At 66.6% G+C, this 20,162-nt stretch carries 16 protein-coding genes and 1 pseudogene; 11 read left to right on the forward strand and 6 right to left on the reverse strand.

Annotated features, from left to right (window positions below; genetic code table 11):
* The first annotated feature begins 174 nt into the window (after positions 1–174).
* The 5 genes from G9E11_RS04980 to G9E11_RS05000 all read left to right on the forward strand — a co-directional run bounded on the left by G9E11_RS04980 (position 175) and on the right by G9E11_RS05000 (position 6,335).
* Positions 175–1,692 (forward strand): leucyl aminopeptidase, encoded by a 1,518-nt coding sequence (locus G9E11_RS04980; RefSeq protein ID WP_190603360.1) that lies wholly within the window; start codon positions 175–177, stop codon positions 1,690–1,692.
* Positions 1,693–1,948: 256 nt separating this feature from the next.
* Positions 1,949–3,331, forward strand: coding sequence for a dihydrolipoyl dehydrogenase (gene lpdA / locus G9E11_RS04985; protein WP_190603362.1), 1,383 nt, complete (start codon positions 1,949–1,951; stop codon positions 3,329–3,331).
* 117 nt (positions 3,332–3,448) lie between these two features.
* Positions 3,449–5,200: a 2-oxoglutarate dehydrogenase, E2 component, dihydrolipoamide succinyltransferase gene (gene sucB, locus G9E11_RS04990; protein WP_190603364.1), complete on the forward strand. Its 1,752-nt coding sequence runs from the start codon at positions 3,449–3,451 to the stop codon at positions 5,198–5,200.
* A gap of 173 nt (positions 5,201–5,373) precedes the next feature.
* Entirely contained in the window at positions 5,374–5,745 is a 372-nt protein-coding gene (locus G9E11_RS04995) for a hypothetical protein (protein WP_190603366.1), read from the forward strand.
* A 161-nt stretch (positions 5,746–5,906) separates the two neighbouring features.
* Positions 5,907–6,335: an OsmC family protein gene (locus G9E11_RS05000; RefSeq protein ID WP_111903455.1), complete on the forward strand. Its 429-nt coding sequence runs from the start codon at positions 5,907–5,909 to the stop codon at positions 6,333–6,335.
* A 111-nt stretch (positions 6,336–6,446) separates the two neighbouring features.
* On the opposite strand, the gene G9E11_RS05005 is transcribed toward G9E11_RS05000, so the two are convergent.
* The gene (locus G9E11_RS05005; protein WP_190603368.1) at positions 6,447–10,088 is read right to left on the reverse strand and encodes a S41 family peptidase; all 3,642 of its coding nucleotides are present in this window, start codon (positions 10,086–10,088) and stop codon (positions 6,447–6,449) included.
* 73 nt (positions 10,089–10,161) lie between these two features.
* On the opposite strand from G9E11_RS05005, the gene G9E11_RS05010 reads away from it, so the two are divergent.
* Positions 10,162–11,055, forward strand: a complete 894-nt coding sequence (locus G9E11_RS05010; RefSeq protein WP_190603656.1) for a TIGR01777 family oxidoreductase — start codon at positions 10,162–10,164, stop codon at positions 11,053–11,055.
* 35 nt (positions 11,056–11,090) lie between these two features.
* Here the strand turns inward: G9E11_RS05010 and G9E11_RS05015 are convergent, their stop codons facing one another.
* Entirely contained in the window at positions 11,091–13,001 is a 1,911-nt protein-coding gene (locus tag G9E11_RS05015; protein ID WP_246468677.1) for a protein kinase domain-containing protein, read from the reverse strand.
* Between the two features lie 192 nt (positions 13,002–13,193).
* Here G9E11_RS05015 and lipB point away from each other — a divergent pair, with 192 nt between their 5' ends.
* The 4 genes and pseudogenes from lipB to G9E11_RS05035 form a co-directional block, all read left to right on the forward strand.
* Positions 13,194–13,862 (forward strand): lipoyl(octanoyl) transferase LipB, encoded by a 669-nt coding sequence (lipB, locus tag G9E11_RS05020; protein ID WP_190603370.1) that lies wholly within the window; start codon positions 13,194–13,196, stop codon positions 13,860–13,862.
* Entirely contained in the window at positions 13,859–14,878 is a 1,020-nt protein-coding gene (gene lipA / locus G9E11_RS05025; protein ID WP_190603372.1) for a lipoyl synthase, read from the forward strand. The genes lipB and lipA overlap by 4 nt, the downstream gene beginning before the upstream one ends.
* An 88-nt stretch (positions 14,879–14,966) precedes the next feature.
* Positions 14,967–15,719: a DUF4191 domain-containing protein gene (locus G9E11_RS05030; RefSeq protein WP_190603374.1), complete on the forward strand. Its 753-nt coding sequence runs from the start codon at positions 14,967–14,969 to the stop codon at positions 15,717–15,719.
* Positions 15,720–15,853: 134 nt separating this feature from the next.
* A pseudogene (locus G9E11_RS05035) lies at positions 15,854–16,165 on the forward strand (DUF3817 domain-containing protein); the annotation flags it as partial.
* Positions 16,166–16,183: 18 nt separating this feature from the next.
* Here G9E11_RS05035 and G9E11_RS05040 read toward each other — a convergent pair.
* Positions 16,184–16,621, reverse strand: a complete 438-nt coding sequence (locus G9E11_RS05040) for an RDD family protein (RefSeq protein WP_190603376.1) — start codon at positions 16,619–16,621, stop codon at positions 16,184–16,186.
* A gap of 271 nt (positions 16,622–16,892) precedes the next feature.
* Here G9E11_RS05040 and glnA point away from each other — a divergent pair, with 271 nt between their 5' ends.
* A complete protein-coding gene (glnA, locus tag G9E11_RS05045) occupies positions 16,893–18,317 on the forward strand; it encodes a type I glutamate--ammonia ligase (RefSeq protein WP_111903635.1) in 1,425 nt (474 codons plus the stop codon).
* A 133-nt stretch (positions 18,318–18,450) separates the two neighbouring features.
* On the opposite strand, the gene G9E11_RS05050 is transcribed toward glnA, so the two are convergent.
* The 3 genes from G9E11_RS05050 to G9E11_RS05060 all read right to left on the reverse strand — a co-directional run bounded on the left by G9E11_RS05050 (position 18,451) and on the right by G9E11_RS05060 (position 20,152).
* Positions 18,451–19,002: a hypothetical protein gene (locus G9E11_RS05050; protein WP_190603378.1), complete on the reverse strand. Its 552-nt coding sequence runs from the start codon at positions 19,000–19,002 to the stop codon at positions 18,451–18,453.
* A gap of 202 nt (positions 19,003–19,204) precedes the next feature.
* Positions 19,205–19,720: a GNAT family N-acetyltransferase gene (locus G9E11_RS05055; RefSeq protein ID WP_190603379.1), complete on the reverse strand. Its 516-nt coding sequence runs from the start codon at positions 19,718–19,720 to the stop codon at positions 19,205–19,207.
* Between the two features lie 6 nt (positions 19,721–19,726).
* Entirely contained in the window at positions 19,727–20,152 is a 426-nt protein-coding gene (locus G9E11_RS05060) for a VOC family protein (RefSeq protein WP_190603382.1), read from the reverse strand.
* Positions 20,153–20,162: the final 10 nt, after the last annotated feature.

Below are 20,162 nucleotides of genomic sequence, written 5' to 3' on the forward strand. Positions count from 1 at the left end.
GCATAACGCCCGGCAGGGCGGCGTCATTCCTCGGGGCGATGTGGCGCGGCTCTCAACCGGCCCGGCTCCCGGGGGCTTCCCCGCAGTTGCGGAACCAGAGACTACGATCGGAATTGGCTCTTTTTGCCTGCGCTCCCTGCCCGAACAATCACAGAGAATTGAGGACCGATCCTCGTGGTCAAGAATACTGAAGTCAACCTTAGTGCCATTGCAAGGGACCTGAAAAAGGCGGCAAGCGACGCAGTGGTCATCGGCGTCGGACAGGGCACGGACGGCCCGTTCCTGCTGGAAAACCCGTTGACGGCGAAGTCCGTCGAGGCACTGGCCGACTCCTTGAAGGTCCTCGGCATCACCGGCGCTCCGGACCAGGCGGTCCGCCTTCCCGGCCTTCCGGAAACGGGCTCCGGCATCCTGGTCCTGGCAGGCGTCGGCAAGGTCGACGCCGGGGGAAAGGTCTCGGGCGAGGGGCTGCGCCGCGCGGCGGGCTCCGCAGTCCGCCAGCTTGCCGGGCTGTCCTCCGTCACGCTGGCCTTCCCGACGGCGACCATCGCCGATGTTGCCGCCATTGCCGAGGGTGCCGCGCTGGGCGCGTACTCCTTCACCGAGTTCCGTTCGTCCAAGGACGGTCTCAAGGACCCCGTGGCCAACGTCGCCATCTTCACCGAACTGGCCGGCGATAAGGACCTGAACGCCGCACTTGACCGTGCGCGCCTGCTGGGCAAGGCCGTCAACGCCACCCGCTCGCTCGTGAACCAGCCGCCGAGCCACCTCTACCCCGAGTCGTTCGCCGACGCCGCCAAGGACCTTTCCAAGGGACTGCCCGTCAAGGTCACGGTCTGGGACGAAAAGCGCCTGGAGAAGGAAGGCTTCGGCGGCATCATGGGCGTCGGCAAAGGCTCCGCCCGGCAGCCCCGGCTCGTCAAGGTGGAGTACTCCCCTGCCAAGGCCACCCGGAAAATCGCACTGGTCGGCAAGGGCATCACCTTCGACACCGGCGGCATTTCCATCAAGCCGGCCCTCGGCATGGGTGACATGAAGAGCGACATGGCGGGAGCCGCCGTCGTGCTTAATACGGTGCTGGCCATCGCGGGCCTGGGCCTGCCCGTCAAGGCAACCGCCTGGCTGTGCATTGCCGAGAACATGCCCTCCGGCGCCGCCTCCCGTCCCGCCGACGTGCTGACCATGTTCGGCGGCAAGACGGTGGAAGTGCTGAACACCGACGCCGAAGGCCGGCTGGTGATGGCCGACGGCATCGTCGCGGCAAGCCAGGAGTACCCGGACGCCATCATCGACGTTGCCACCCTGACGGGCGCCCAACTGATCGCGCTCGGGAACCGCACCGCCGGCATCATGGGCGCGGACAGCGTGACCGGCCCGCTGAAGGCGGCCGCGGACCGGGCCGGCGAACTTGTCTGGCCCATGCCCCTGCCGGACGAGCTGCGGCCCAGCCTCGACTCCCAGGTGGCGGACCTCGCCAACATCGGTGAGCGCCACGGCGGCATGATGACGGCGGCCGTGTTCCTGCGCGAGTTCGTGGGCAAGGACAAGGGCGGCCAGACCATCCCGTGGGCGCACATCGACATCGCCGGCCCCTCGTTCAACAACGGGGCGCCCTATGGCTACACGCCGAAGCAGGGCACCGGCTGCACCGTGCGCACGCTGGTGGCCTACGTCGAGGATCTCCTGGCCTAGGTCTACTACCCACACAGGCCGGTGCGCCGCGGCTGTGTGGCAGCGTGATCCGCTCGCCACACAGCCGCGTGACACTCGACACAAGCGCTCCACAAAAGCACCGGCAAGGTGGAGCATGGATAAGTGGTTCGCTAAGGTGAACCACGGTAGTCACAAATGAAAGGGAAATGGCCTGCTGGCATAATCACGGCAGAGCAATTTCCAAGACCAGATGATGCGTACTCTCGTGTCATCGTTCACGCGAGGGAGCGTCTAAGTGGCCGATCAGGCAACTGCGCAAGAATTCGACATCCTGGTACTCGGTGGTGGCAGCGGCGGATACGCCACGGCTCTCCGGGCCGTTCAGCTTGGCTTCACCGTTGGCCTCGTGGAGAAGGGCAAGCTCGGCGGTACCTGCCTCCACAACGGCTGCATTCCCACCAAGGCGCTGCTGCACTCGGCCGAACTGGCAGACCACGCCCGCGACTCCGCCAAGTACGGCGTGAACGTCACCTTGGACAGCATCGACATCACCGCTGTCAACGCGTACAAAGACGGCATCATCACCGGCAAGTTCAAGGGCCTGCAGGGCCTGATCAAGTCCAAGGGCATCACCGTCATCGAAGGTGAAGGCAAGCTGCAGGGCACCGACACCGTCGTCGTGAACGGCACGGCCTACAAGGGCAAGAACATCGTTCTTGCCACGGGCTCCTATTCCCGCTCCCTGCCGGGCCTGGAAATCGGCGGCAAGGTAATCACCTCCGACGAAGCCCTGAAGATGGAAAACATCCCCAAGAGCGTCATCATCCTGGGCGGCGGCGTGATCGGCGTCGAGTTCGCTTCGGTCTGGAAGTCCTTCGGCGTCGACGTCACCATCGTTGAGGGCCTGCCGTCGCTGGTCCCGAACGAAGACGCAGCGATCGTCAAGAACTTTGAGCGTGCCTTCAAGAAGCGCGGCATCAAGTTCTCCACCGGTGTCTTCTTCCAAGGCGTCGAACAGAACAACGACGGCGTCAAGGTCACCCTGGTTGACGGCAAGACCTTCGAAGCCGAACTGCTCCTCGTGGCAGTGGGCCGAGGTCCCGTGACCGCCAACCTCGGCTACGAAGAGGCCGGCATCACCATCGACCGCGGCTTCGTCATCACCAACGAGCGCCTGCACACCGGCGTGGGCAACGTCTACGCCGTCGGCGACATTGTTCCCGGCGTCCAGCTCGCCCACCGCGGCTACCAGCAGGGCATCTTCGTGGCCGAGGAAATTGCCGGCCTGAAGCCCGTCATCGTCGAGGATGTCAACATCCCCAAGGTGACCTACTCGGAGCCCGAGATCGCCACCGTCGGCTACACCGAAAAGGCCGCGAAGGAAAAGTTCGGCGACGACCAGGTGGAGACCCAGGAGTACAACCTGGCCGGCAACGGCAAGAGCTCCATCCTCGGCACCGGCGGCCTCGTGAAGCTGGTCCGCCAGAAGGACGGCCCCGTGGTGGGCGTTCACATGCTCGGCTCCCGCATGGGCGAGCAGATCGGCGAAGCACAGCTGATCGTGAACTGGGAAGCCTACCCGGAGGATGTGGCCCAGCTGCTGCACGCCCACCCGACCCAGAACGAGGCCCTGGGCGAGGCCAACCTGGCCCTCGCCGGCAAAGCCCTTCACGGCTAATTCGTTCCGCAAGACAACCAGGGCCTGGTGCACCCGGCTCGAACAGCAGCGTGCACCAGGCCCGAACAATGCAGCAACCATCCGCACTTTAGATCAATAAAGGAGAACGGGGACGACATGTCTGAATCCGTTAACTTGCCCGCCCTCGGTGAGAGCGTCACCGAAGGAACTGTCACCCGCTGGCTCAAGCAGGTAGGTGACCGGGTAGAGGTGGACGAACCGCTGCTCGAGGTTTCCACCGACAAAGTAGACACTGAAATCCCCTCTCCGATCGCCGGCGTCATCGAGGAAATCCTCGTGGCCGAAGATGAGACCGCTGAAGTTGGCGCCCCGCTGGTGCGCATCGGTGACGGCTCGGGCAGCGGCGCTGCCGAAGAGGCCCCCGCCGCAGCTCCCGCCGAAGAGGCACCTGCAGCAGCCCCCGCAGCTCCCGTCGAAGAGGCACCTGCTGCAGCACCCGTCCAGGAAGCACCCGCCGCAGAAGCAGCACCCGCCTCCTCCGGCGAAGGCCACGAGGTTACCCTGCCCGCACTTGGCGAGAGCGTCACCGAAGGCACTGTCACCCGCTGGCTCAAGGCCATTGGCGACACCGTTGAAGTTGATGAGCCGCTGCTCGAGGTCTCCACCGACAAGGTAGACACCGAGATCCCGTCCCCCGTGGCCGGCACGCTGCAGGAAATCCGCGTCAACGAGGACGAGACCGCCGAGGTTGGCTCTGTCCTCGCCGTCATCGGCTCCGGCGCCGCTGCTCCTGCTGCGGCTCCCGAGAAGCCCGCCGAGGCCCCCGCCGCCCCCGCAGCGGAACAGCCCGCCCCGGCAGCCGAGAAGCCCGCTGAAGCCCCTGCTCCGCAGGCAGCACCCGCGCCCCAGGCAGCACCCGCACCGCAGGCTGCACCGGCTCCCCAGGCAGCACCCGCCCCGCAGGCCGCCCCGGCCGCAGGCGGCGAGTCCGGCTACGTCACTCCGCTGGTCCGCAAGCTCGCCAACCAGCACGGCGTGGACATCGCCTCCGTCTCCGGCACGGGCGTCGGCGGCCGCATCCGCAAGCAGGACGTCCTGGCCGCTGCTGAATCCAAGGCCGCTCCGGCAGCCGCAGCGCCGGCAGCCCCTGCCGCCTCCGCAGCCCCGTCGGCCGCAGCGTCCTCGCTGCGCGGCACCGTCAAGAAGGCACCGCGGATCCGCCAGGTCATCGCCCGCCGCATGCGTGAGTCGCTGGATGTTTCCACCCAGCTGACCCAGGTCCACGAAGTGGACATGACCAAGGTGGCCAAGCTGCGCCTGAAGGCCAAGAACTCGTTCCAGGCCCAGAACGGCGTCAAGCTCACGTTCCTGCCCTTCATCGCCAAGGCCGTGGCCGAGGCCCTCAAGCAGCACGCCACGCTCAACGCCGCGTACGACGAGGACAAGCAGGAAATCACGTACCACAACGCCGAGCACCTGGCGATCGCCGTCGACACCGACAAGGGCCTGCTGGTTCCGGTCATCTCCGACGCCGGAAGCCTGAACCTCGCCGGCCTGGCCGGCAAGATCGCCGACGTCGCGGACCGCACCCGCAACGGCAAGATCGGCCCGGACGAACTGTCCGGCGGTACGTTCAGCATCACCAACATCGGCTCCGTCGGCGCACTGTTCGACACCCCGATCATCAACCAGCCGCAGGTCGGCATCCTGGGCACCGGCGCGATCGTCAAGCGCCCCGTAGTGGTCCAGGACGAGAACGGTGACGACTCGATCGCCATCCGCTCCATGATGTACCTTTCCCTCACGTACGACCACCGCCTGGTGGACGGTGCAGACGCCGGTCGCTTCCTGCAGACGCTGAAGGCCCGCCTCGAAGAGGGCGCGTTCGAAGCGGACCTGGGACTGTAACCCTGCGACTGTAGCCAACTGCCAATAACGACGGCGGTGCGGGCGCCGGTGGATTGCCACCGGAGTCCGTGCCACCGTCGTTGTTTAAACGCCTCCGGGGCAACTTTTAAACCGTCACAGTGCCACGCGTGGATTTGCTACAGGACGTAGAACAGACTGGCTAAGCTGGAGCCATGACTATTCTCTTCAACATTCTGGTGTTCCTGCACGTCGTCGGAGCGGCCATGATCGTGGGCTACTGGATCGGCACGATGAAGCAGCCCACCGTGCACCCCCGCCAGCGCGACGGAGCCTTCCTGCAGCTGCTCACAGGCATCGCCATGATGGGTGTACTGCCGATTCTTCATAATCAGGATCCGACCAATTTTGGCGACCCGAACTACGCCAAGCTGGGCATCAAGTTCGTCATCGCCGTCGTGGTGGCAGTCCTGGCTGTGATTGGCGCGCGCAAGGTCAAGAACGGGCAGCCCGTCTCAACCGGCCTCGCACACGGCGTTGGCGGGCTGGCACTGATCAACATCGCCATCGCCACCCTGTGGAACTAACAGCCGAACCAACCCGGAACCAGGCCGCAAATCCGGCAATTCGGTCATAATCCTCTGACAGCGGACAACCCGTGCACGCGGGGCACCTAATCCATAGGATTGGTAGCGGCGGGGCTCTGGCAGGCGCCGGACCCCGGATCGAATCAACGTTGAGGAGTGACATGGCTACAACACGCAACGCGCACACTGTATGGACCGGCAGCCTGACGGAGGGTTCAGGCAACACCACGCTGGACAGCTCGGGCCTCGGCACGTTCGACGTCACCTGGAAGGCCCGCACCGAGGCGGCAGGCGGCAAGACCAGCCCCGAAGAACTCATCGCCGCGGCACACTCCGCATGCTTCTCCATGGCGTTCAGCCACGAGCTGAGCCAGGCCGGTTTCACCCCGGACGAAGTCAACACCAAGGCGGAAGTTGGCTTCCAGCCCGGCACCGGCATCACCGGCAGCCACCTGACCCTGAACGCCCGCATCCCCGGCATCTCCGAGGAGGACTTCCAGCGCATCGCGGAGTCCGCCAAGAAGGGCTGCCCGGTATCGCAGGCCCTGACCGGCATCGAGATCACCCTGGACGCCACCCTGGCCTCCTGATCTTAAAAGCCCGAAGGCCCTGTTCCCCTGGTAAATCCAGTCGGGAACAGGGCCTTCATGCGTTTCGGGGAGGGGCCGCCGGCTCTGGGCCGGCAGCCCCCGGCTTCCCCGCTACGCGCCGGCGCGGCGGGCCGGCAGCGGTTCCGGCCGCAGCCGGCGGTAGCCCTCGCGGGCCGGCGGCCGGTCCGTGGGCAGCTCCTGCACCATCTCCTTCAGCGCCGTGATGCCCGACTCCAGCTGGGGGTCCCGGCGGGCAGCGTACGCGTGCGGCGGGAACGTCACCTCGATGTCCGGAGCCACGCCGTGGTTTTCGACGCTCCAGCCCACGCCGCCGCCGAACCACGTGGCGTAGCGGGGCTGCGTCACGCCTGTTCCGTCGGCAAGCGTGAAGCGGTTGTCGATGCCGACGACACCGCCCCAGGTGCGGGTGCCGATCACCGGGCCGATGCCGCGCAGCTTCGAGACCTGCGTGATGATGTCGCCATCGGAACCGGCAAATTCATCGGCCAGGATGATGACGGGACCGCGCGGCGCGTGGTGCGGATAGGTCCGGGGCTTTTCGCCGCGGGGCATGCTCCAGCCCGTCACCTTCCGACCGATCAGTTCGGCCACAAGCTGGGAGGTGTGCCCGCCGCGGTTGCGGCGCACATCCACGATCAGGCCGTCAAGCGCCGTCTCGGTGTCCAGGTCGCGGTGGAGCTGCGCCCAGCCGTTGGCCATCATGTCCGGGATATGCAGGTAGCCGAACTTGCCGTCCGACGCTTCGCGTACTGTGCGGCGGTTGGCATTCACCCAGTCCTGGTACCGCAGCCGTTCCTCATCCCTGATGGGGACGACCGCGATCCGGCGCTGGGCTCCGGCTGCCGGGCCGTGGCCGGCGCCGTTGCGGATGGTCAGTTCAACGGCACGTCCCGCCGCGCCCACCAGTTGCATGGCGGGGGTCAGGGACTCTGTGAGGCGCACGCCGTCGATTGCCAGCAGGACGTCCCCGGCCTTGGCGTCGGCGCCCGGCCGGGTCAGCGGCGAGGTGGCCAGCGGGTCCGACGATTCGCCGGCCAGGATGCGCTCGATTTCCCATCCCTCACCGGTGAACGCGAGGTCGGCACCCAGCCGGCCCTGGCCGTTGCTGCCGTTTTCCGTGGCCGCCGCCGGGCGCACATAAGCGTGGGACGTGCCGAGCTCGCCATGCAGCTCCCACAGCAGGTCCACCAGGTCGTCATGCGATCCGAGCCGCTCCACCAGCGGACGGTAGCGGGCGTGGATGGAGTCCCAGTCCTGGCCCGCCATGTCCTCGGTCCAGAAGAAGTCGCGCTGCAGCCGCCATGCCTCGTCGAACGCCTGGCCCCATACGCTCAGCGGATCCATCAGGACGCGGATGCGGGTGAGGTCCACCTTGACCTGCTGGCCGGAGTCCTCGTCGGCCTTCACGTCGGAGGGCACCACCCGGACCTGCTTGTCGTGGACCAGGACCACCTTCCTGCCGTCGCCGGACAGGCGGTAGCTGTCCAGGGAGTCCACGAGGGTGGTGCTCTTGCGCTTGGCCAGGTCGAAGCGGACCAGGCTCGGGGCGGCGTTCTTGTCCTCCAGGCTCGCCCTGCCCTCCCCGGTGACGCCGGCGAGGGCGCTGTCGAGCCACAGCAGCGCACCGTCGGCGGCGGTCAGGGCCGAGTAGTTGCCCTGCGGGACCGGGACGCTGATGACCCGGTGGGCGAGGCCGTCGGCGTCCACCTTCACGGCGGCCGGCGCCGTTTCGCCTTCTGCGGCTGCGCCGGAGTTGGCTGCACCTGACTGCGCTGTACCGGGCCGGGGTGCGGTGCGGTCCGCCAAGGCGACGCTGGGGCCGAACGGCGAAGCGGTGTCCGCCGCGAGTGCCACGAGGTAGGGCTTGATGGGGCTGGGGAAGGAAAGGTCAAAGGAATGGCCGTCGTAGACGGGATCGAAACTGCGGTTGGAGAGGAAGGCCAGGAACTTACCGTCCGGGGAGAACGACGGCGATTCGTCCCGGAAGCGTCCGTCCGTCACCTCCACAATGGCTGCCCCGGCCTTGGCCTCCGGGGCCTTGGCTGTCCCGGCCATGGCGTCCGGGGTGCTGGTTTCCCGGACATTCGTGTCAAGGGCGTCGGCACGGACCAGGCGCAGGCGGCTGCGTGACCCGAAGGACGTCACCGGTTCAGACCAGGCGAGCCAGGCGGAGTCCGGCGACCAGGCGAGGTCCTCAATGCTGCCCTCGCCGATGCTGGTTACCGCCGTCAGCGTGCCGTCCCGGGTGTCAGCGATGTACAGGTCGCCAAAGGCGGTTCCGATGGCGATCCAGCGGCCGTCCGGGCTGGCTTCGATGGCACTGGCGCGTGAAGGCCTGGGGAACCGGACCGTGAGCGGGCCTGATTCTGCCGCAACGGTGCCGGTTGCCTGGCCGGCCGTTGTTTCGGTCGCAGTCCCGGTCGCTGCCTCCGCCGGGGCGAGGTCGGCCGCAGCGTCATCGGCCACCGGGTGGGTGGCGCGGGGCCCCGCTACGCCCGCGGCGGAGACAGGGCTGGGCAGGGGAACTTCCGGTGCCGCAGCTTCCGGCTGATCCCCGGCGGGTACGCTGTCCGGGGCAGCGCCGGTCTTGGCCGCCGCTGAGGCCTTGGCGGCTGCATGGACTGCGGCATCGTATCCCGGTACCTGCGGGGCGATTTCCCTGATGAACAGGGCCTCCTCGCCGTCGTGGTCAGCCACGTATGCGATGCGGCCGTCCGGAAGTGGACGGGGCAGGCGGGCGCGCACCCCGGCCGTTGCCTCGACCACGCGGGACGGTCCGTCCTTGTGCCGGAGCCAGTGGATTGTTCCATGGGCCTCCACAGCGCTGGCTTCCCCTGCGGTGTCCGGCCGGACGTCGCCGAGGTGCTTGGAGACCTTGAGGAGCGAGGGACGGCGGCCCTGGGACGCCGATCCAAGCGTGATCTCCAGGCGGACGGCCTCGGACCCGAGGTTATGCAGTAGCCAGAGCTCACCGGCCGATTCGAAGATGACGCGTTTGCCGTCGGTGGAGGCGTGGCGGACGTAGAAGTCCTCATGGTCGGTGTGGCGCCGCAGGTCCCCGCCGCCGGGCAGGACCGAGTACAGGTTGCCGTAGCCTTCGTGGTCTGAGAGGAAGGCAATGCGCCCGTCGACCCACATCGGGTCGGCCAGGTTGCCGTCCAGCTCCGGAAGCAGCCGCTCAAACTCGCCGTTTCCGTCCGCGTCGATCCAGAGCTTGCCGGCGGTGCCGCCACGGTAGCGCTTCCACGCCGCCGGTTCGCGGGACAGCACGCTGCCCACCACCACCGGCTTTTCGTCCCCAAGCTCCGGGCCGAACGCCACGGATTCGACCGGTCCCAGCGGGAGCTCCTGGGCCCAGCCGCCGTCCGTGGACAGCCGGTAAGCGTGCGTGTGGCGGCTCTCGGCCTGCCGGAACGCGCTGGTGACCACGATGTCCCCCGCGGGGGTAAAGCCTTTAACCCGAGTGGTGCTGTGCCCGAAGAAGGTCAGCTGGCGGTACCCCCCGCCGTCGACATCAGCGATGACCACCTCGGGGGCCGTCCCCTGGATTACCGTCCAGACCAGCCGCTTCCCGTCCGGCGTAAAGCGCGGGTTGCGGGCGGGCAGCTGGAGTGAGGATACACGCCAGGCGCGGCCGCCGCTGAGGGGGGCAATCCAGACGTCGTCCTCGGCCACAAACGTGACCAGATCGCCGTGGACATGAGGGAACCGGAGGTAACTCGAAGAGGTCATCGTTCGATCATAGTCAACGTGACATGAGCCATCGGGGAGGTGCCCTGCCGTGCCGGGCATGGTGAGATGGATCATGCGCATCGTCATGGCCGGGGCCTCCGGGCTCATCGGGACCGCCCTTTCCTCCCGCCTCTCCTCCGACGGGCACGACGTCGTCCGGCTGGTCAGGCGGCCGCCGTCGTCCCCGTCAGAAATCCGCTGGGATCCCGCCGCCGGAACCCTGGACCCGGCCTCCCTTAAGGGAGCCGACGCCGTCATCAATCTTTCCGGCGCGAACATCGGCGCCCGGCCATGGACACCGCATCGGATCGATGAGCTGTTCCGGTCGCGCCTCGATCCCACCCGGACCCTTGCCGCTGCGATGCGCCGCCTCAATTCCCCGCCGCGGACCTTTATCAGCCAGTCCGGCGCGGGCTATTACGGCGACGCCGGGCAGACCCTGCTGACGGAAGACTTCCCCGCCGGGCAGGGCATCATGGCGCGTATCTGCGCCGAGTGGGAAACGGCAGCCCACGAGGCCCCGTCCGGAGTCCGGGTTGTGACCCCGCGGACCGCAGTGGTGCTGAGCAGGTCGGGCGGTGCGATGGGACGCCTGCTGCCCCTGCTGCGGGCAGGCATTGGCGGTCCGCTGGGCAGCGGCCGGCAGTACTGGCCATGGATCACGCTCCCCGACCTCACCTCAGCGTTCGGGTTCCTCCTCACCTCCGGGAATTCAGGCCCCGTGAATGTCGCAGCACCGGAAGCCGCCGACGTGAACACCCTCGTGGCAGGACTGGCAAAGGCACTGCACCGACCTGCGCTGCTGCGCGCGCCGGCCCCTGCCCTGCGCCTGGTCATGGGCAAACTGGCCGACGAACTCCTGCTCGCCAGCCAGCGGATCGAACCGACACTGCTTAGGGACAGCGGGTTCACGTGGGACCATCCGTCGGTGGCGCTGGCCGCGGAGTGGGTGGCCAGCGAAAAATAGCTGTTCGGTTCAGTTGGTGATAATCGGTTGGTGATTCAGCCCGCCAGGATGTCCGCGATGCGCCAGCGTCCCTCCACCGGGACAAGGACCAGCCGCAGCTTCACATCCCGCTGCCGTGCTCCGGTGGCCACGACCGTGCCTCCGGCTGATCGCTCCTCGTAGGCCGAGCTCGACGACGTCACCGCCACCACTGCCCTCGCAGGCGTGCTTTCGGGCAGGCGGCGCGCACGGGACAGGCTCGTGGTGAAGCCGGCCAGCACCGTTCCGGTTTCCTCCAGCCCGGCCCGGATCCGTGTGTCCGCGGCCTGAGCCGGGGTGTTCGGGGCGTTCACGTCATCGAGCAAGTGCAGCCTGCCCTCCCGCAGCGCCAGCGAACGGAGCTGCGCCAGTCCGACGACCGCTTCCGCCGGATCCTTCGCCGCGAGCCGCCGCCGGACATCATCGGGCAGGCCATCTTCAGGGCGGACATCACCCTGCAGGCCAGCACCCTGCGGGGATCCGGGACTGGACGCCGGGAGGCCCGCTTCCCGTGCCGCCCGGCCCGACTCCTGCGCCGCCTGGCCCGACTCCTGCGCCGCCTGGCCCAACTCCTGCCCCACTCCGGGCAGCCCCAGAAGAACGGCGCCGGCAAGCACTGCCACAGTGAGCACGCTGCAAGCTACTGCCAGGCGGCGGCTGCTTTGCGTGCCTGTCCTGTGCCTGGCGGCCGCGTGCCTGACAGCGGCTTGCCGAACCCCCGCACGGCTGACAGCATTCCTGACTCGGGCATGCCTGACAGCGGCATGCCGGACCGCCGCGTGTCTGACGGCATTCCTGACTCCGGCATGCCCGACAGCCGCGTGCGGCAGCGAGAGGGCCTGGACTTTTCGCGTCGACGCTCCACGCGGTGACAGCCGGCCCAGGGACCTGCCCCATCCCGTGGTCTTCAGCCGCCTTCGCCAGGCGAGCAGGCGTTTCCTCAGCCGTCCGCCGGACGGCGGGATGGGCGTGCGCGTCAGCAACTCAGGCAGCACGGTGTCATGCACCGAGCGGGACAGGTCCACAGGTGCTGCGGCCGCGCTGCGGTACACAGCCGTGGCAAGGTCGGCGGCCGCCGGTCGTTGCCGCCGGTCATCGCTGAGCCCCGCCTCAAGCGCTGCCGCCAGCTCCGCCGGCACGTCGGGAACAAGCAGGGAAAGGGGCGGCCTGGCCACGGATGGCGGAGGAGGCTGTCCGGTCAGGCAGTACCAGCCCAGAGCAGCGGCCGCATAGACGTCGCGTTCCGGCTGCAGTCCGGCCCGGACCGCGTCCACCGGTGCCGGATCAGCAAAGCCGTCAGTGTGCAGATCAGGAACTCCGGAAGCGTCCCCCACCATCCGGGCCACGCCGAGGTCTGCCAGCAGGGGCTTTCCATGGGCGGTGAAGAGTACATTGCCGGGTGCGACGTCCGAGTGCGTGAAGCCCTTTCCGTGCAGATAGCCCAGGACCTGCGCGATTGGCGTCAGGACCGTGACCGTCTCGCCCACACTCAGGGTGCCCCTCGCCGTGACCAGCTGCTGGAGCGAGCCGCCGGCCGCGTAGTCCATCAGCAGGCCGAAGCTGCCCTCTCCGGGTTCATCCGACCGGCCGGGATCATCAGTGGTGACCACGCCATAGGCCTTGACCAGGTGTTCGTGGTCAAGCACGGACATGAGCAGGAGTTCCCGGCGGACATCCTCTTCCCGCGTAATGGCAGGCCACGGGTCCGCAGCGCCGGATTCAGAAGGGGCTGATTCAATACTGCCCGGCGGCCGGCCGAAGCACTTCAGCGCAAGCTTCACGCCGGTTGCGTCCTGCGAAACCAGCCACACTTCGGCACTGCCGCCACGGCCAAGCCGGCGGCATACGGAATAGCCCTGGACGGCAGGTGCCGCTCCCCCGGGACCGTGCATGTTCGCGTTCTGGATTTCCAGGTTGCTGCTTTCCAAGCTTTGGTTTTCCAAGCTGTGCTTGTCCATGGCTTAAGGAGTACCGGAAACCAGCAGTTCCTGCAGAAGTTATCCACAGGCGTGCCCGGGTGCTTCGCCGTCCGCAGGAATAGCGCGGAATGTGACCGGGGAGGCATGAGAGGTTGGGCACACTATCAGGCAGGACGCCGGCTGAGGTCTAAGCTGGAACGCATGACTCTTGAGTTCACAAAGCTCGGTCTTGCCCCGGATTTCGTCGATTACAGCCGCGCCTGGGACCTCCAGCGCGAAATCCATGAAAATGTCCTGGCCGGCAAGGCCCCCAGCACGGTACTCCTCCTGGAACATGCCGCCGTCTACACGGCCGGAAAGCTGACAGAGGATCACGAGCGGCCCTTCGACGGCACCCCCGTCGTTCCGGTGGACCGCGGCGGCAAGCTCACCTGGCATGGGCCGGGCCAGCTCATCGGATACCCAATTATCAAGCTGAAGAACAAGGCCGGCATCCGCGACTACGTGGAGCGTCTGGAGGCCGTGATCATCGCCGTGCTCGCGGACTATGGCATCACGGCGGTCCGGATCAAGGGGCGTGCCGGTGTCTGGATCGAGGAGGATGCCAAGGGTCCTGCCCGCAAGATCGCCGCCATCGGCATCCGGGTCAGCCAGGGCGTGACCATGCACGGCTTCGCCATCAACTGCAACAACGACCTCGCTCCGTACGGCCAGATCATCGCCTGCGGAATCACGGATGCCGGTGTGACCACCATCGCCCAGGAAACGGGCCGCGACGTATCTCCCGCCGATCTCGTTTCGCGGATCACCGAGGAACTGCGCAACAATGAAGACGCCCTAGTTGCAACCCCCGAAGGAGCTCTCCTGTGACACTGGCACCTGAAGGCCGGAAAATGCTGCGGATCGAGCAGCGCAATGCGGCCACCCCGGTGGAACGCAAACCGGACTGGATCAAGGCCAAGGTCCAGATGGGCCCGGAATTCGTCCAGCTCAAGAACCTGGTCAAGAAGGAAGGCCTGCACACCGTCTGCGAAGAGGCCGGCTGCCCCAACATCTTCGAATGCTGGGAAGACAAGGAAGCCACCTTCCTGATCGGCGGCTCCGAATGCACCCGCCGCTGCGACTTCTGCCAGATCGACACCGGCAAACCTTCCCCCGTGGACCGGTTCGAACCCACCAAGGTGGCCCGCTCCGTCCAGGCCATGCAGCTCCGCTACGCCACCGTCACCGGCGTCGCCCGTGACGACCTCGAGGACGAAGGCGTCTGGCTCTACGCCGAAACCGTCCGCAAGATCCACGAACTGAACCCCGGCACCGGCGTCGAACTGCTCATCCCGGACTTCTCCGGCAAGCCCGAGCACATCGCCGCGATCTGCGACTCCAAGCCCGAGGTCTTCGCGCACAACGTCGAAACCGTGCCCCGGATCTTCAAGCGCATCCGGCCCGCGTTCCGCTACGAACGCTCCCTTGATGTCATCACCCAGGGCCGGAACCTGGGCATGGTCACCAAATCCAACCTGATCCTGGGCATGGGCGAAACCCGTGAAGAGATCTCCGAAGCCCTCCGCGACCTCCACGCCGCCGGCTGCGATCTGATCACGATCACCCAGTACCTGCGCCCCTCCGAACGCCACCTCCCCGTGGACCGCTGGGTCAAGCCGCAGGAATTCGTGGACCTCCAGCAGGAAGCCGAGGAAATCGGATTCCTCGGCGTCATGTCCGGGCCCCTGGTCCGCTCCTCCTACCGCGCCGGCCGGCTCTGGGCCACCGCCATGCGCAAAAAAGGCCGCGACATCCCCGCCGAACTCGCCCACATCGCCGACGGCATCCAAGACTCCGGAACCACCCGCCAAGAAGCCAGCTCCCTGCTCGCGGCGCACCAGTAGCACCAGGTATTTCCTATGGCCAAGGGCCGGACACCGGAACTTTTCGGCGTCCGGCCCTTTGTCGTGAATCACGTAGAATTAAGGCACTATGGCGAAATCCCCTGACTCCAGCAACAACACTCCTGCGGCCGCTGATGCCTCCAAGCGCGGACTCTTTGGGCGCAAGCCCAAGGCCGTGAAGGAAAAGAAGCCCAGCCGGCTCAAGCAAATCCGCGAGGTCTTCAACATGACCCGCCGCCACGACCCCATGGTTCCGTGGCTCATGCTGCTGGCGTTCCTGGGCGTCGTGGCCGTCAGCCTTGTTGTTGGCCTGTTGCTGAATAACTGGATTACCGGCCTGATCATCGGCATCCCGCTGGGTTTCCTCGCGGCTACGTTCATTCTCTCCCGCCGCGCCGAGGGCGCTGCCTTCGCCCAGATCGAAAACCAGCCGGGTGCATCCGGCGCTGCCCTCAGCACGCTGAAGCGCGGCTGGATCACCGAGGAGCAGCCCGTGGCTGTGAACCCGCGGACCCAGGACGCCGTGTTCCGCGCCGTCGGGCGTCCCGGCGTCGTCCTCGTCGCCGAAGGACCCACGCACCGCGTGCGTCCGCTGGTCGAAGGCGAGCGGAAGAAACTGGCCCGCATCCTTCCCAACGTCACCATCCACGTCATCGAAACGGGGCGCGGCGAAGGCCAGGTCCCCATCAGCCAGGTGGCGAAGAAGATGAACAAGCTGAACAACGAGCTCACCAAGACCGAGGTCAGCGCCGTGTCCAAGCGCATCTCATCTCTGGGCGGCCGCCTTCCGATCCCCAAGGGCGTGGACCCCTACAAGGCCCGCCCCCAGCGCGGCCGCTGATCCGCTTGAAACGCCCCGGTGGCCGCCGCATCTGCGCCGGCCCCGGGGCGTTTCTCGTCTGAACGGGCATATCCCGGTTGAAGCGCATATTCAAACCAGCCAGACCCCAGCACCTACAGAAGCCGGAGCCTCCTGTGAAATTCCCGTCAGTGTCCGCCGTCGTCCGCGCCTTCCGCCTGCTGGCGGTGGCCGAAGCCTTCAGCTGGGCTGCGCTCCTCGCCGGCATGTATCTCAAATGGATCGCCGGAACCACCGAACTCGGCGTAGAGATTGCCGGACCGGTGCACGGAGCCCTGTTCATCGGCTACGGAGCGGCTGCCCTTGTCCTGTGGCGCCTGCAGCGCTGGCCCTTCAAGGTGGCGCTGTTGGCAGGCCTCTCGGCGGTGGTCCCCTTCGCCACGGTCCTATTCGAGCGGTGGGCGCTCCGCCAGGGATATCTCTCGGCCGGCCAGCTACCTACGCGGCTATCTGCGGACGAGGACGGTGTTCATGGCCTTGTCATGGAGTCCGCGCTGGTCGGGATCGAAGATGACCGCCGGGATGACCAGGCAGAGCAGGACGGTGCGGACCAGCGCGGCCAGCGGGCCGGCCGCTGAGCCGTCCGGCTTCACCACGTGGATGCCCATCGCCCGGTGCCCGATGCTGTACCCCAGGGTCCCGATCAGCAGGATCTGCTCGGCGGCAAAGATGGCAAGCGTGGCCATGGAATTGCCGGCGAGGAACACGTTGCTGATCAGCAGCGCGATGGTCCAGTCGATGGTGATCGCCAGGATCCGCCGGCCGGCGCGGGCCATGGATCCGGGCCCTGCCTCGGGGAAGCCCAGGCGTTCTCCAGGGTACTTGGAAATGCCGGAAGTGTCCGGCCCGCTGAGCCACGAACCGATGTCTTTGCGATCTACCACATACCAAGTTTACCGAGCTGCGGGCAGCCCCTCGGACGTTCACAGTCTGGATAGGCGTGGACCACAGTGTGGACACCGTATAGCGTTTAGATATCAGTAGGTTCTGTAACCTCCCGGAAACAAAGCGGACACGGACGGGAAATCCCGAATCCCTAGGGTGGTAACAGTTGCTAGCGAGCCTGGAGCGGGGCACTTTTGTGTTTCCGCCCATTGGATTGCGCTGGACCACTTGGCTTTCTGGCCAGTTATTACATATGCGTAAGGAGCATAGATGTTCAAGACTGCGGACGAAGTCCTCAAGTTCATCAAAGATGAAGACATTCGGTTTATCGATATTCGCTTCACGGACCTCCCCGGCGTTCAGCAGCACTTCAACGTGCCCGCCAAGAGCGTAGACGCCGACTTCTTCGTCAACGGCCAGCTCTTCGATGGTTCCTCCATCCGCGGCTTCCAGGGCATCGCCGAGTCTGACATGCAGCTCATTCCGGACGTCACCACCGCGTTCCTGGACACGTTCCGCATGGAGAAGACCCTTGCGCTGAACTTCTCCATCGTGAACCCCCGCACGGGCGACCCGTACCACCGCGACCCGCGCGGTGTGGCAGAGAAGGCTGAAGCCTACCTCGCCTCCACCGGCATCGCCGACACCGCGTTCTTCGCTCCCGAAGCCGAGTTCTTCGTGTTTGACAACGTCCAGTACCAGTCCTCCCCCGAGGGCAGCTTCTACAAGATCGACTCCGAAGAAGCTCACTGGAACACCGGCCGCGAGGAAGAAGGCGGCAACCTGGGCTACAAGACCCCCATCAAGGGCGGTTACTTCCCGGTTTCCCCGACCGACAAGCAGGCCGACCTGCGCGACGCCATGTGTGTTGCCCTGGACGAGGCCGGGCTCGAGGTCGAGCGCAGCCACCACGAAGTTGGCTCCGCCGGCCAGGCCGAGATCAACTACAAGTTCACCACGCTGACCCACGCGGCCGATGACCTGCAGAAGTTCAAGTACGTCATCAAGAACACCGCCGACGCCTGGGGCAAGTCCGTCACCTTCATGCCGAAGCCGGTCTTCGGTGATAACGGCTCGGGCATGCACTGCCACCAGTCGCTGTGGAGCAACGGCGATCCGCTGTTCTACGACGAGAAGGGCTACGCCGGCCTGTCCGACACCGCCCGCTGGTACATCGGCGGCCTGCTGAAGCACGCCGACGCTGTCCTCGCGTTCACCAACCCGACGGTCAACTCCTACCGCCGCCTGGTCAAGGGCTTCGAAGCCCCGGTCAACATGGTCTACTCGCAGGGCAACCGCTCCGCCGGTATCCGTATCCCGATCACGGGCTCCAACCCGAAGGCCAAGCGCATCGAGTTCCGCGCTCCGGACCCCTCCTCCAACCCGTACCTGGCCTTCGCTGCCCAGCTGATGGCCGGCATCGACGGCATCCGTAACCGCATCGAACCCCCGGCTCCGATCGACAAGGACCTCTACGAGCTCCCCGCCGAGGAAGCCAAGGACATCCCCAAGGCTCCGGGCACCCTCGAGGAAGCACTGCAGGCACTGGCTGAGGACAACGAGTTCCTGCAGGCCGGCGGCGTGTTCACCCAGGACCTGATCGACACCTGGATCGAGTACAAGTACGAGAACGAGATCCGCCCGCTGTCCCTGCGCCCGAACCCCTACGAGTTCGAGCTCTACTACGGCGTCTAGTCTGACCTCAGGGAGACACTCCTGACACCGCCAAGGGCGGCCACCGGTTACTGACCGGTGGCCGCCCTTGGCCGTTTCCGGGTCAGTGCCGTTTCCGGGTCAGTGCCGTTTCCGGTTACGTGCCCGTCCTCGGTCACGTGCCCCGGCAGGGTTCCTCCGCGTACCGTCCCCAGAGGGAATCCGCCCCAGTGCCGCCGAAGGCTTCACGGTCATCCCGCAGCGCGCGGCACAGAATGAGGGAGTCCGCGAAACTCCGCCGGATGTAGGCTTCCCAGTCGGCCCGTTCAGAAGTGAAGGCCTGCGTTCCCATCTGGTACTTCAGGTGGGCGAAGTGGTCCAGGATCCGGTGGGCCGTCGCTTCGGCCCGGCCCGCCAGCTGCTGTGCCGCCCGCTTCCCCGCAGGATCCGCGACCGCCGAGGCGTCCGGCAGTTCCTGGCGGCGCCAAAAATACGGCTGCAGATCCACATTGTCCACGAAGATCCGGTCGATCTCCTGCTGCTGGGCATACAGGGAGGAAGCCGTGCTGCTTTCCAAAGTGCTCCTGATCCCGGCGTACTGGTACGCTGCCGCGATGAGCGTCGCGGCCACGCCCGCCCCGATGAGCAGCAGCTCGGCCCTCCTGAGCCTCCTGGCATGGCCGCCCTTCGCTCGCGCCCGCGCATGGTCTGCGTCCTGCCGTGCCAAGTCCTGCCGCAGCTGGGGCGCCGGAAGCTGGCCCCCGACGTGCTGAGACCGGGAGCCAGCCTGTTCCGGCGAGTGCCTCCGAGACGAAGACCTTTTCAAGCCTTCCCCCCAACAAGGTTTGAAGTACACTGCCAAGACACAGCGTAGGCACGCACCCGCGCCGGCGCAACGGTCCGGCGGTGTTTCCGGGCGGGATCGGCACTCAGAAGGGGGCGTACATGGTCCGCTGCGGACCGGCCTCGCTGCCCAGGTAGACGCCTTTGTCCGCAAAACCCGCCTTCAGGTAGGCTCCCTGCCCGGCGGGATTGCGCTCGTTTACTGAAAGCACGACGCCGGTCTGGCCGCCACCCAGCCTGGCCGTCAGTTTGGCGGCGGCCGCCACTGCCGCAGAGGCCGCAGCCTGGCCCAAGCCCTGACGCTGCCGGCGCCTGTCGATCAGGAACCCGCGAAGCAGCCAGGCGGAGTCGTCGTCGGGCCAGCCGGCCAGCCCGGCTGCGCCCGACTGCAGCGTCAGCACTCCGGCAGCCCTGCCGCCCGCCTCGATGACATAGGGCCTGCGGGACCCGTCCTCGAGCCCTGCCAGCATCATGCGCAGCGGGTCGCCCACAAACTCCTGCTGGCCCGGTGCGAGTTCCAGTTCCGCCACCGCACCCAACTGGATGGCCCGGGCATCGGCATCCAGGTCCCGCAACGGAATGAGCCATACGTCCGGCCTCATGGTCCGTCAGGAAGCAGGTGCCGCCCCGTCGGCCGGCGGACCCGCCGGGTCCATCCACATGACCTCCCACAGGTGCCCGTCCGGATCCTGGAAGCTGTGGCTGTACATAAAGCCGTAATCCTGCACCGGCTGGGATTCGGATCCGCCGGCTGCCAGGGCCTTGCCCACCATGTGGTCCACTTCTTCGCGGCTGTCCACCGAGAAAGCCATGATGGCCTCGGTGGCCGAGGTTGCGTCCACGATCTCTTTGGCGGTGAACGTCTTGAAGAACTTCTCCACGAGGAGCATGACAAAGGCGTCGTCGTTGATCACCATGCAGGTGGCATTCTCATCCGTGTAGTCCTGGTTGAACTTGAAACCCAGCGCAGTGAAGAACTGCACGGACCTGTCGAGGTCCCGGACGGGCAGGTTCATGAAGAGTTGGGTAGCCATGCGCCCAAAC

The sequence above is a fragment of the Arthrobacter ipis genome, from assembly GCF_014694315.1.
GTDB classification, from domain to species: domain Bacteria; phylum Actinomycetota; class Actinomycetes; order Actinomycetales; family Micrococcaceae; genus Arthrobacter; species Arthrobacter ipis.

What these genes read in the sequence shown, in the direction of transcription:
- G9E11_RS05000 (WP_111903455.1), top strand. Translation starts at nt 5,907, where the DNA reads ATGGCTACAACACGCAACGCGCACACTGTATGGACCGGCAGCCTGACG.
- glnA (WP_111903635.1), top strand. Translation starts at nt 16,893, where the DNA reads ATGTTCAAGACTGCGGACGAAGTCCTCAAGTTCATCAAAGATGAAGAC.
- G9E11_RS04995 (WP_190603366.1), top strand. Translation starts at nt 5,374, where the DNA reads ATGACTATTCTCTTCAACATTCTGGTGTTCCTGCACGTCGTCGGAGCG.
- G9E11_RS05060 (WP_190603382.1), bottom strand. Translation starts at nt 20,152, where the DNA reads ATGGCTACCCAACTCTTCATGAACCTGCCCGTCCGGGACCTCGACAGG.
- sucB (WP_190603364.1), top strand. Translation starts at nt 3,449, where the DNA reads ATGTCTGAATCCGTTAACTTGCCCGCCCTCGGTGAGAGCGTCACCGAA.
- G9E11_RS05055 (WP_190603379.1), bottom strand. Translation starts at nt 19,720, where the DNA reads ATGAGGCCGGACGTATGGCTCATTCCGTTGCGGGACCTGGATGCCGAT.
- lipB (WP_190603370.1), top strand. Translation starts at nt 13,194, where the DNA reads ATGACTCTTGAGTTCACAAAGCTCGGTCTTGCCCCGGATTTCGTCGAT.
- G9E11_RS05005 (WP_190603368.1), bottom strand. Translation starts at nt 10,088, where the DNA reads ATGACCTCTTCGAGTTACCTCCGGTTCCCTCATGTCCACGGCGATCTG.
- G9E11_RS05030 (WP_190603374.1), top strand. Translation starts at nt 14,967, where the DNA reads ATGGCGAAATCCCCTGACTCCAGCAACAACACTCCTGCGGCCGCTGAT.
- G9E11_RS05010 (WP_190603656.1), top strand. Translation starts at nt 10,162, where the DNA reads ATGCGCATCGTCATGGCCGGGGCCTCCGGGCTCATCGGGACCGCCCTT.